This window comes from Flavobacterium rivuli WB 3.3-2 = DSM 21788 (assembly GCF_000378485.1).
Taxonomy (GTDB): Bacteria; Bacteroidota; Bacteroidia; order Flavobacteriales; family Flavobacteriaceae; genus Flavobacterium; species Flavobacterium rivuli.
The window spans coordinates 449,446-461,679 of sequence record NZ_KB899968.1 but is presented as its reverse complement, the minus strand read 5'-3'; the positions used below and the strand labels follow the sequence as shown (position 1 = coordinate 461,679).

The window sequence follows — 12,234 nt, the reverse complement described above, 5'->3', positions numbered from 1 at the left end:
TCAATCTCTCAATGAACTTGTGCTTGTTAGCGGGTGCAAAAGTAACACTTCTTTTGTCTTTTCAAAGACTTATTTCTTACTTTTTTTATTCTTTTTCTTAACTCTTTGTTAACGTGAAGCTTGGAAACGAAAGTTTTTTTGTTTCAAAGAGGTTATTGCGCAAAGTTGCGCGAAGAAGGCACGAAGATGCGCAAAGATTTACTCTTATATATAAGGTGACACGAATTGCACTTATTTGCACGAATTCGTAACTATACATAAGAAAGGAGCCAGGACGGAATTGCAAACACAAAATCCCGACGGCTTATAGCCCCGATGGAGCCGGCAGCCTCGAAGCCTGCCTGCCGGTAGGCTGGCGCAGCGCAGAGCTATAGGCGAGAGCGGGACCGGCCATCGCAAATATGCGCTTGCCTAAACCGCTCCTTATATATAGGTGTGGTTATATATAAAGAATAATTACATTTTTCCTATTCGTAATAATAGCGGGAACGTTACCTGTTTATCGCTTTTTTCCCAGCACGATTGCAACTCTCCGCAAATAAGATCTACAGGGTTAGTGCCTTTTTGTTTTATGTAGTGCTGTACTGCCGACCATGTTTCTAAATACCCTATTAGCTGTTCGAACGTCCAGGTAAAACGGTTAGTGAATTTTTTGGCTTCAATTTCTTTAAACGGAAAAGGGATCGTAGTGTAATTCTCATCTATATAGCTACGTTCAGGATCCCAATACGAGCCAATGATATCTTTGTAGAAGTGGTTAATTATAACATCTGTTTCAGGATTGGTAGAAAACAACCCATAGCCCATTACTACAAAAATACCATCGGGTTTTAGTATCCGTTTTACTTCGGCATAAAAAGCATCAAACTTAAACCAGTGTATAGCCTGGGCAACGGTAACAAGGTTAAACTGTTCATTATTAAAACCGGTATCTTCGGCACTTCCTTCCTTATATATAAGATTAGGTGCCGGTATGGCATTTTGCAGTTGTTTTGCGCTGATATCTGTACCATACACCTCTTTAAAATAAGGTGCAAGGGCGGCAGCTACCTGTCCGTTTCCTGTGGCAACGTCAAGAGCAGTATCCTTATGTGGCACTAAACTAACTATATAGGATATCATTTCGGGCGGATAGTATGGCCTGTACTGTGCATAGGCTTTTGCCTGTGTAGAAAAATTGTCTTTCATTATATTTTGTAACTATATATAAAGGTACAAAAACCGGGCACGAGAATACGTAAATTTAATATTCGAAATAGTGATATTTAGTGTAAAAGCTTCCATAATTTAATCAGATTGCTATCTTTGCCCTATCACAAATATCGACATGAATACTTTACAATCTATTATAGAACAGGCGTGGAACGACCGCGCGCTTTTACAGGAAGAAACAACTACAAACGCTATCCGTGAGGTTATAGAATTATTAGACACCGGGAAACTGCGTGTTGCTGAACCTGTTAACGGCGGATGGCAGGTTAATGAGTGGGTTAAAAAAGCGGTGGTACTTTACTTCCCTATCCAGAAAATGGAAACTCTTGAGGCCGGTATTTTTGAATATCATGATAAAATGCTTCTTAAACGTAACTATGCCGAAAAAGGAATTCGTGTGGTGCCTAACGCTGTAGCACGCTACGGTGCTTATATATCAAGCGGCGTAATTTTAATGCCAAGTTATGTTAACATAGGTGCTTATGTAGACGAAGGTACTATGGTAGATACCTGGGCTACGGTAGGCAGCTGTGCGCAAATAGGTAAAAATGTACACCTTAGCGGCGGTGTGGGTATTGGCGGTGTGCTCGAGCCACTACAGGCTGCACCGGTTATTATAGAAGACGGCGCTTTTATAGGCTCCCGTTGTATTGTGGTAGAAGGTGTTCGTGTTGAAACCGAAGCTGTGCTTGGAGCAAATGTATGCCTTACTGCAAGCACTAAAATTATTGACGTTACCGGAGATGAACCTGTAGAGATGAAAGGTATTGTGCCTGCACGCAGTGTTGTTATACCGGGCAGCTATACTAAAAAATTTGCTGCCGGAGAATATCAGGTTCCGTGTGCGCTGATTATAGGCAAACGTAAACCATCTACTGATTTAAAAACATCGCTTAATAATGCCCTGAGGGAATATGATGTAGCTGTTTAATAATGAACAGTAACCCCACTAAAATATCGGCCCTTGCCATAATTTATAATGAGGAGCATAATATAAGGGAGTACCTGCAAAACATGTCGTTTGCCGACGAGATTGTTGTTGTAGACTCTTTTAGTACCGACAGGACTCCGGAAATTATTAAGCAGGAATTTCCGCATGTAAGATTTTACCAGCGGGTATTTGACGATTTTTCTTCTCAACGAAATTATACCATAAAACTGGCCACTAATGACTGGGTGGTCTTTTTTGATGCCGATGAAAGAGTATCGCAAAAGGGAATAACCGAAATTTTAAAAAAAATAAACAGTGAGCCGGAGGAGGTTGCTTTTCTTGTAAAGCGTACCTTTTATTATGAAGGCAAACCACTTATAAACAATAGTTTTAATACTGATAAAACTATAAGGCTTTTTAGGACATCTAAATGCTGGTACTCTAAAAAGCTGGTTCACGAAAAGCTTATTATTCAGGGTAAAACCGGCTTGCTTAAAGCGGCCATAGACCATTATTCTTTTAAGAACAAGGAAGAGTTTTTAAGCAAAAGGCTTATGTACTCTAAACTTAAGGCTAAAGAAGTACTGGATAAAAACATTACCCCAAACTTTTACCATTTTAGTATACGCCCCAGGTTTAGGTTCTTTAAATATTTTGTTTTAAAACTGGGATTCCTTAACGGAAGGCGCGGGTATGAAATTGCGAGCATATTAAGTACCGATGAGTATATGCGCTACGTGTACCTGGTAGAAATGCAACAGGCAGAGCCGCAATTACTCAAGCTGAAAATACTGGTTATTCAGCAAAAAATGATAGGCGATGTACTGGTGAGCTCTATAATTTGCAATAATTTAAAGAACATCTATTCGGCGTCGAGTATAGAATACCTTATCTATCCGTTTACACAGCCGGTTGTAGAGAACAATCCCAATATAGACAAGGTTATTTTATTTGATAATAAGTACCGCAGGAATAAGTGGCTTTTCCTTAAGTTTCTTTTTGAAACCAGAAATGAAAAGTATGATATTATTATAGATGCTTACGGCATCCTGGAAAGTAACCTTATTGTTGCATTTTCGGGCGCGAAGAAAAAAATAGGTTTTTATAAAAGGTATACCAGTTTTCTCTACACCCATACGGTTAAAGAACTAAAGACCCCTCTAAGCAATGCCGGGCTTGCGCTTGATAATCGCCTGCAATTACTAAAAGTATTACAGCCGGATGCTCCTTTAGTGAGCAAGCCTGTTATATATATGACAGATGCAGAGATTGAAAGCGGTCGTGTTATTGTTGCAAAGAATGGGCTTAACAAAGCATCAAAACTTTACATGATTGGCGTATTGGGCAGTGGTATAAACAAAACATACCCTGCGCCTTACATGGCCCAGTTGCTCGACGTTATTGCGCAAAAAGATGTTTGCCTGCTTTTTAATTATGTACCGTCTCAAATAGAGCAGGCTACAGAAATTTATAATTTGTGCCAGCCGCAAACGCAAGCTAAAATTAAAATGGATATTACACCGGGCAGTATAAGAGAATTTTTATCTATACTATACCATTGTGATGCCCTTATTAGTAACGAGGGTGGCGCTGTTAATATGGCAAAGGCTATTAATATACCTACGTTTACCATTTTTTCTACATGGATTAATAAAGATGCATGGAACTCGTTTGATGATGGTATTAAAACAGTATCTGTACACTTAAATGATTTTAAACCGGAACTGTATGGAGGTAATTCGCCAAAAGAAATGAAAAAAGAGGCATTGCGGTTATACAAAGATTTTACACCAGACCTTATATTGCCCGCACTTAAAAAATATACAGACCTTAATTAAAGTCTATACCTGTAGTAGTGCGAACTACTTTATTTTTCTTAGTGTACTCCCTTATATCATTATTCTTTTTCCACATCTCCGGGTTTACATAGCCTCGGGCATGATCTAAGTGTACGCAAATGGCGCTGTACCTTATTTGTTTAGATTTTAAGCCTTTATTAAAAAGCCTCTCTCCCATTTCGCGGTCTTCGCCACCATATTGCATTTCCTGGTTAAAACCGTTTACAGCAATAAGCTCTGCTTTATAAGCAGATGCGTTATGCCCGTTCCAGCTTGCTTTTGTAGGTGTTAAAAGGTTTAGTAATTTTTCTTTTAAACCTTTTGCAGAAAGTTTTAATGTGCCCGATTGTAACCCTCTCTCTTGAAGCCACGTTACATTAAAACAATTTTGGGCAGCTATATCTTCTTTAGTTATAGCTTTGCTAATATCCATAGGGAGTTTAAAATATCCACCCGATAAAAAATAACCCTGCTCTTTTTTTGCAAGGTGTGTAGCCACAAAATCCGCGCGGGGTATACAATCGCCATCGGTAAAAATAAGATAGTCAGACGATGATGCTACTATAGCTTTGTTTAAAATTTGTGTTTTCTGGAAACCGTTGTCTTCCTGCCATACGTGTATTAGTGGCATTTTGATTTCGCCCCTAAGCCTGTCAATCAATTCTTTTGTTTTAGGGCCAGATCCGTCATCTGCAATAATAATCTCGAAATCACTTTCGGATTGCACACTAAAGCCCCAAATAACTTTTTCAAGCCATTCTTCGGCGTTATAGGTACTCATTATAACAGATGCTTTCATGTATAAACTTTTAAGAAAATTATGCTTTTTTAAATTTTAGCTTCTTTTTCAAAGCTCTTTTCCTCCAGAATTTTCTTTGAAATTCGGACGTTTTATGCCAAAGGCTTTCAAATATCTCAGCTTCGGACTTATTGTAATATTTAGCGTACTCGTTACTCATAACAGCTACCATTTCCTGCTTTGGCGTAAGCCTTTTTAGGTTTTCCATTCGCAGGTTAAAATTCATGCTGTCATGAAAATTCATACGGTTAAGGTCTACCAGGTAAAAGTTATACTTGCCATCTGCCACTTTTTTAATCAGGGTATTGCCGGGAGAATGGTCAGTAAATTCTACACCTTTTTCATGTAGTAAAAAACAAAAATGGGTAAACTGCCTTAGTATGTTTTCGTGGTCAGGAAAATCAGGAATCTCTACCAGCTCCCTAAAGGTAAGGTCGGCAAAAAGATGCTCACTTATGTAGTAGCTGTCTGTTAACCCTAAAATATCGTGATTTTCAAACCATGCATACGGCTGTGGTGTGCCTATGCCTTTTTCCTGCAGTTTAATAGCATACTCGTAAGAGCGCTTAGCTTTAGATTTCCTAAAGTACCTGTATATAAGCTTATTTAATACATTAGGTATTTTAAAAGATTTTACAATAACCTTATTGCCATCTACATCAAATTCTTTTATAATATTCCGTGTACCAATAACAAAATCTTTGCCCTGATCTTTAAAATTATCAATAACTAAAATCAGGTTTTGAGTAAGGTTTTTAAAATCCTGGTGAATCCGGAACTGCATAAAAATAATTTGAACAAAAATAAGTATTACTGGGCAGTGAATCTAAATTAAATGATATTTTTACGAAAAAAAGTTATGAAATCTGTTTTTCTGGAATCGCATAATATGAAAAACCGGGCCGGTGGGCTTGGCACTTTTAATTATGAACTTATTAAGGCTATTGCCGGGAAACCGCTAACAGATCTTGAAATTTACTTAAACCTGAAAAACCCGCAAAAGGCCGCTGAAGAGTTTAAAGACATCTTTAAATATAAAAAATACACCAGCCTGCAACGCCATGCTATGTTCAGGATCAGGCAAAAATTTGATGTGTGGCACAGCCTGAACCAAAATACTAAAGTAGAACCCATGTTTGCCCCCGGAAAATATATCCTGACCATTCATGATGTAAATTTTATGGAAGAGCAAAACGAAATAGAGGCCGAAGCTAACATTAAGATATTTAAAGAAAAATTAAAGCGTGCAGATGTTATTACTTATATATCTGAATTTGCAAAGCAACAGGCACATAACTACTTCCAAATTCCGCATGTAGAGCAAACGGTAATTTATAATGGTAACCCAATTTCTACCCTTGTAAATTTTGACGGCTACAACGCCGGAATACCTACAGATAAACCTTTTTTTTACAGCATAGGCGATTTCGTAGAACGCAAAAATTTTCTCTCCCTTGTAAAAATGATTGAAATTACCGATGGTTATAACTTAGTTATTTCCGGCGGGAATGATAAAGCCTATGGACAGGAAGTAAAAGAGTATATTAAACTTAAAAATTTAGAAAACAGGGTTTTCCTGACGGGAAAGGTAAGTGAAGAGGGCAAACAGTATTTTTTAGCTAACTGCGCAGCCTTTTTATTCCCGTCTATACGCGAAGGGTTTGGACTGCCGCCTGTAGAAGCCATGCGTTTTGGCAAACCTGTATTTTTAAGTACGCTTACATCATTACCGGAAATAGGCGGCGATGCTGCTTTTTACTGGGATAATTTTGAACCGGAGTATATGAGGGATTTTGTCCTGCAAAAATTAGGCGAGTTTAAACAAAACCCTGATTTATACCTTACTAAAATAAAAGCCCGCGCTGATTTTTTTAGTTGGGATAAAGCTGCCGAAGAGTACATTTCGCTTTACCGGTTGTAATTCATATCATTTATGAATATATATTAGACCGATATGCGATCATTTTATGCAAAGTTTTACCACAAAGCACACGAAGTTTTTCACTAAGAACACAAGGCTACATGAATAAAAGCATGCCTCTATTCCGCCATGGGCGGGGGGACACTAAGCTATACTATCACATAAAGCCTTGTGTTCTTCAATTCTGGTTCCCAGGATTGTTATCATTATGCAAGTGTAAGGCTTACTTTGTGTCTCTTCGTGAAAAACCTTGTGTGCTTTGTGGTAAAAATTGATATTATGCAGAAAAGCCGCTTTCTAAATCAGGAAGCGGCTCTTTTGTATTTGATATTGCCTAAAAATACTTCTCGTAATCGTGGTTGGTTTTTTTAGTTAGAAATTTAAACCACTGTCCAAAGTTTTTCTTCCATAGGAAAAAAGGTGTTATTTCCATCTCCTTAGTTTCGGCAAAATGGCGTTTAATTTCGTCCATTTTCTTTACCGGTACAAAACCTAACTCCTTCCATTGTGTACCATTCAGATAAAATACATCTTTTATTTCCTGGTAATTATCTTTATTAGCCCTCTTCCATTTATCCATAAATTCAGGATTTACCTCATCACGGTGACCCCAGTTGTTAATCTTATTCTCTAAATCTTTTTCAGATCTTGAAAGCGATTCATGAAATGTAAAACCATCTAAGTAAATAATCCTTTCGCGTGTTTGCCTTGCCTGCTTGTAATTAGGATAATTTGTGGCATACAGCGCTTTACAGGTGTTTTTTACATACAATATACCCTCATCTACATACTTATATATATCTATATGAAAGCCTGATAATTGTACAGGAGTCTTCGCCGGATTATCTAAAAACGAATCATATTTTCGCATTTGTTTTACAAAACTGCCAAAATCTACAAAATACTCGTCGCTGTCTATTTGAATCAACCAGTTGCCTATTCCCATTTTAAGCGACAGCATGTGCCTTTCTCTCGTATCGTTTTGTATAGGAGTTATTGTAGGTATATAAAAATTATCCCTGTATATTTCTATCTTATTATCAACGTCAAACTCCTTAAGCCATTCGAAAAAGGCAGGGTCTACTTCAAATTTATTACCAGACCAGGTTAAAAAGTTTTCGTCCTGCGCTATAAAAATCCTGTCGGCATGTTTATATACCGGTGGGATAGATAACCGCAGTTTATCGAAATCATAAGAAAGTAAAAAACCTACATGGATTTTTTTCATAGGGGTGCAATTTTGATAGCAAAGTTAATATAAATAATTTGCGGTCAAAGACTTTTATAGTTACTGTGTTACAGCCGCCGCCTTCTATTATTTCTTTAGCTTTGGCAAAAACAGTAATATAACCGATATAAAATTCTTTAAAATTCTCCAGGCAACAGGATATTTCTGGATATGGAAAATTTGCTGTACCCGCTTAGATGTAAGCAACGATATGTCTACATAATCATCTTCAAAGGCGGGAAAGTATTTTTTTATACTGTCCAGTTTTTCTTTTGCGAGCAACTCAGATTGGGTTGACGAAATTCCTGTAAAATCGTAAATTGAGATGGTTTGGTTTAGGTATTTATATGGTACGTTTTGCAGGCAAATAGCATACGCAAAAAATTCCCAGTCGGAGGCTATCTTGTAATTTTCATTGTAGTAAAAGATATCATCAAACAACGACTTTTTTATAAAAGTTGACTGATGGTTAAGCGAACTCGAATAAAAAAATGAAAAATTAAGTTTTGCAGGATAGGTCTTTAACCTCTCTGAAGAGGGGCTTTTTTTAATGTTGTTCCCATAGTAAATTGCATATTCGGGAGTTATTAGCGGGTATGCATTTTGTAATACATCTGCATCAAAAAACACATCGCCGGAGTTCATGAATATCACAAAATCTCCTTTTGCTGCCCTGATGCCTTTATTCATAGCATTGTAAACACCCGTATCTTTTTCGCTTATCCAGTACGAAATTTTATCCTTGTGCTGCTCTATAATATTCGTACTGGTATCGGTACTTCCACCATCAATAACTACAAAATCAAAATCAGCATAGGTTTGAGAAAAAACGCTTTTAAAGGTTTTCTCTAAGCCTGCCGCGTTATTGTAATTAACTGTAATTATCGAAAATTTCATGTGTGGTTTGTATATAAATCCTATTATTTATTTTGAATTGCTGCTTCTTTATATATAGCAAAGCATTTTTCTGCAGCGTCCATCCATGTAAATTTTTGTACCTGTTGCAGGCCTTTAGCACTATACTCTGCCCTCACATTTACATTATAAGTAACCCATTCTATTTTTTCTTTCAGATCTGACATATTGCCCAACTCATAAAAAATACCGGCATCGCCTGCCACCTCAGGAAACGAACTGTTATTGGTTAAAACTATGGGGCAACCGCAGGCCATTGCCTCTAAAACCGGTATACCAAAACCTTCATAAGCAGACGGAAAAACAAAACACTTTGCTTTTTTATAAAACTGACCTAACTCATCTTCCTTAAAACTTTTTTGTAATACACGGCCGTTAAGATCATATTTTTCAAGCAATTCTATTTCCTTCGTGGTAAACATTCCGCCACCGGCACAAACTAATTGCAGGGTTTTATCTTCTTGCAATAAAGATGCAATTGACGCTATTAAAAAATCAAAATTTTTATAGTGGTCCCGCACACCTACAAACAAAATGTAGTTATCGGGTAAATCAACTGCTTTGCTTTCAGTAATATTAATAGAACTCCCATGATACACCACTTCTATTTTAGAGGCATCAATATCCGGGTAGAGCTTTATTATATCCTTTTTAGTATTATGCGAAACAGCAATAATTTTGGCAGCTTTTTGCATGAGCAGCAACTTGTTTGCAACTATCTCTTTTGCATCGTTAAAATACTGCGGAAAAAGCTCATGAATCATGTCATAAACAGTTAGCACATAAGGATTACCATTTATATAATCTAAAAAATAAGTGTCGTAATAAGTAGGTATAAAAATATCATATTTTTGTTTTTTGAGCGCAGTAATTGCTTTCTTTTTACTCCTCTTTTTTACCATCTTCCGGGTGCTTATACCCAGGTTAGACATTAAATTAAGTATGGCATTAAAGCGCCTGTGCTCCTTTTTATATAAGCTGCTAATTTTTAAATACTCATTCTTAGAAAAAAAAATGGGTATCTCTATCTGCACGCCATCTTTTGTGCTTAATTGCGAAAATACCTCTGTATAGTACCTTGAAACACCCCCATAAACCTGAGAATTATATATTTGAGGGTCTACAAGAATTTTCATTTAGTATACATTTTATTAAGCACCTCATCTACATAAGTGTCAGACGGTGCTTTGTAAGCCAAAACATCTAAAAAGTAAAATGTAGAGTGCAGGTTAGTTATTTGCGAACGCTTTATATACTGGTTAAATTCATGAATTTCATCTACTGATGTAACTTTTTTCAGGAACGTACCAAAGTTATCAAACAGGGCAAAATTAGTATAGCCCAATTTACTAATACTGTGTAAAGCATCCTTGTATTTATTAATAATCTCGTCCCTTCCATCAATATCCTTTTCGCGGTTATTAAGAAATGTTTGCATTTCAAAAAAAATAAATTCAGGAACATTAGCATCATCCTTAGCAAATTCTGAGAACGATTTTAATATATCCCAGTCAAAACCATCAGTATCTATCTTTAAAATATCAAATGTCTGCTTTTTTTCTGTCGGAATAAGATCCATAAGTTCAGAAAACGACAGCGAATTTATAGCAGCCCCGTCCTCTGCTTTTTCAATAGATCCTGTAGAAAGGCTCTTACTTTTTTTAACCACAAAATTTCCTGTTTGGGTAGTAACAAACTTATTTATACCCAAAAACCTGTGAGACAAACCATTAATTTTTATATTATGAATACACTCATTAAAAAACAGCTTATCCGGTTCTACACCTGCAATAAATGCATCGTTGTTCTGGGCAAAAATAGCAATGCTGGTATCGCCTATATTAGCACCAATATCTACTATAAGCCCTTTAAAGCCTGAGCATAACAATGGCAGGAAACGATCGTATAGCGGATATTTTTCCATATACTTATCAAGCACGTGGTGCTTGCTTAATGAAAGTTTATACTTCCCAAAATAATAATCCCTCTTCGCATTCGTCTTGAGAAATAAACTCTTTATCTTCATCTAAAATCCCTGGTATATTGTTAAATCTTTCAGCTTACGACAATTTATGTAATTTTCATTACATACCCCTAAAATGCGGATGGCAAATATAGAAATTTCTGTATCAGCACGACCACAAGTTTATGTAAACTGCTTTAAATCCTAATACTAAAAGCCACTATTTTTTCTTTAATCTGTATTTAGTACTTTTATACCATGATAAAATTTCTCGACCTTTTACAAGTAAACCTTGCCCACCAACAGGAAATTGAAGAGCGTATGCTAAAAACATTTCGTAGTGGCTGGTATCTTTTGGGCAACGAGGTAAAAGGCTTTGAGCAAAACCTTGCAAAATATATTGGGATTAAACATGCCATTGGTGTAGCAAACGGGCTCGATGCCCTTCGCCTTATATTTAAAACATATATAGAACTTGGTATCATGCAACCGGGAGACGAAGTCATTGTGCCTGCTAACACCTATATAGCAAGCATTTTAGCCATTACAGATAATAACCTTACCCCTGTTTTTGTTGAACCTGATATTGAAACGTATAATATAGACCTGAATAAAATTGAGCAGGCAGTTACTCTTAAAACCAAGGCTGTAATGATTGTGCATTTGTACGGCCAGGCAGTATTTTCAGATGGGTTAAAAGCATTGGCACAGCAACACAACCTCAAAATTATTGAAGATAATGCACAGGCCATAGGTGCCGAATATAAGGGCACTAAAACCGGTAACCTGGGCGATGCTGCCGGGTTTAGCTTTTATCCAGGAAAAAACCTGGGCGCACTGGGCGATGCCGGTGCTGTTACCACAAACGACGATGCTTTAGCACAAACCATACGCACTCTGGCTAATTATGGCAGCGAAGAAAAGTATGTAAATAAATACCAGGGGTTAAACTCAAGGCTCGACGAAATTCAGGCTGCTGTGCTGGATGTTAAGTTAAAATATCTTGATGCAGAGAATGACCGCCGCCGCGAAATAGCAAAGTATTACATAGACAACATTAACCATCCTGATATTATCTTGCCACTATACCCGGCAGATGAAAACGCGCATGTGTGGCACCTCTTTGTTATACGCACTAAAGAACGCAACAGGCTGCAGCAATATTTGGCATGGAATGATATCCAGACATTAATACACTACCCTACCCCGCCTGCCAAACAGGAGGCTTATGCCGAGTACAATCACTTAACGTTTGCTGTTACAGAACAAATTCATGAAGAAGTTTTAAGCCTTCCAATAAGCCCGGTACTTACTGATGATGAAGTTAAAACGATTGTAAATACTTTAAACACTTATAAATAAACCCAAAATAAGCTTACCATACTATTTAGTTTATTAGAAGTAAGTAAAGATTTTCAGGCTAAAAA

The 12,234-nt window shown here is 37.0% G+C and carries 11 protein-coding genes; 4 read left to right on the top strand and 7 right to left on the bottom strand.

Translation table 11 applies throughout. From position 1 onward, the window contains the following. Nucleotides 1–456: 456 nt before the first annotated feature. The gene (locus F565_RS0108940; RefSeq protein ID WP_020212881.1) at nt 457–1,188 is read right to left on the bottom strand and encodes a class I SAM-dependent methyltransferase; all 732 of its coding nucleotides are present in this window, start codon (nt 1,186–1,188) and stop codon (nt 457–459) included. Between the two features lie 139 nt (nt 1,189–1,327). Here F565_RS0108940 and F565_RS0108935 point away from each other — a divergent pair, with 139 nt between their 5' ends. Next, nucleotides 1,328–2,143: a 2,3,4,5-tetrahydropyridine-2,6-dicarboxylate N-succinyltransferase gene (locus F565_RS0108935; RefSeq protein WP_020212880.1), complete on the top strand. Its 816-nt coding sequence runs from the start codon at nt 1,328–1,330 to the stop codon at nt 2,141–2,143. A gap of 2 nt (nt 2,144–2,145) precedes the next feature. Further along, a complete protein-coding gene (locus F565_RS22655; protein ID WP_020212879.1) occupies nt 2,146–3,981 on the top strand; it encodes a glycosyltransferase in 1,836 nt (611 codons plus the stop codon). Here F565_RS22655 and F565_RS0108925 read toward each other — a convergent pair. Together F565_RS0108925 and F565_RS0108920 are read right to left on the bottom strand one after the other, a co-directional pair. Then, nucleotides 3,974–4,780 (bottom strand): glycosyltransferase family 2 protein, encoded by an 807-nt coding sequence (locus tag F565_RS0108925; RefSeq protein ID WP_020212878.1) that lies wholly within the window; start codon nt 4,778–4,780, stop codon nt 3,974–3,976. The two genes, F565_RS22655 and F565_RS0108925, sit on opposite strands and share 8 nt — an antisense overlap. A gap of 19 nt (nt 4,781–4,799) precedes the next feature. Next, nucleotides 4,800–5,564 carry a protein kinase family protein gene (locus tag F565_RS0108920; protein WP_020212877.1) on the bottom strand — a complete coding sequence of 255 codons (765 nt, stop codon included), beginning with the start codon at nt 5,562–5,564 and terminating at the stop codon, nt 4,800–4,802. A 75-nt stretch (nt 5,565–5,639) separates the two neighbouring features. Between F565_RS0108920 and F565_RS0108915 the strand changes: the two genes are divergently transcribed. After that, the gene (locus F565_RS0108915) at nt 5,640–6,701 is read left to right on the top strand and encodes a glycosyltransferase family 4 protein (protein WP_020212876.1); all 1,062 of its coding nucleotides are present in this window, start codon (nt 5,640–5,642) and stop codon (nt 6,699–6,701) included. Between the two features lie 334 nt (nt 6,702–7,035). Here F565_RS0108915 and F565_RS0108910 read toward each other — a convergent pair whose 3' ends face one another. The 4 genes from F565_RS0108910 to F565_RS0108895 all read right to left on the bottom strand — a co-directional run bounded on the left by F565_RS0108910 (nt 7,036) and on the right by F565_RS0108895 (nt 10,870). After that, nucleotides 7,036–7,929: a hypothetical protein gene (locus F565_RS0108910; RefSeq protein WP_020212875.1), complete on the bottom strand. Its 894-nt coding sequence runs from the start codon at nt 7,927–7,929 to the stop codon at nt 7,036–7,038. Between the two features lie 87 nt (nt 7,930–8,016). After that, complete coding sequence (locus tag F565_RS0108905; protein ID WP_020212874.1) at nt 8,017–8,826, bottom strand: glycosyltransferase family 2 protein; 810 nt, start codon at nt 8,824–8,826, stop codon at nt 8,017–8,019. 23 nt (nt 8,827–8,849) lie between these two features. After that, nucleotides 8,850–9,980 (bottom strand): glycosyltransferase family 4 protein, encoded by a 1,131-nt coding sequence (locus F565_RS0108900; RefSeq protein WP_020212873.1) that lies wholly within the window; start codon nt 9,978–9,980, stop codon nt 8,850–8,852. Then, nucleotides 9,977–10,870, bottom strand: coding sequence for an FkbM family methyltransferase (locus tag F565_RS0108895; protein WP_081621326.1), 894 nt, complete (start codon nt 10,868–10,870; stop codon nt 9,977–9,979). Before F565_RS0108895 ends, F565_RS0108900 begins: the two co-directional genes overlap by 4 nt. 195 nt (nt 10,871–11,065) lie before the next feature. On the opposite strand from F565_RS0108895, the gene F565_RS0108890 reads away from it, so the two are divergent. Then, complete coding sequence (locus F565_RS0108890) at nt 11,066–12,169, top strand: DegT/DnrJ/EryC1/StrS family aminotransferase (RefSeq protein ID WP_020212871.1); 1,104 nt, start codon at nt 11,066–11,068, stop codon at nt 12,167–12,169. The last annotated feature ends 65 nt before the right edge of the window (nt 12,170–12,234 follow it).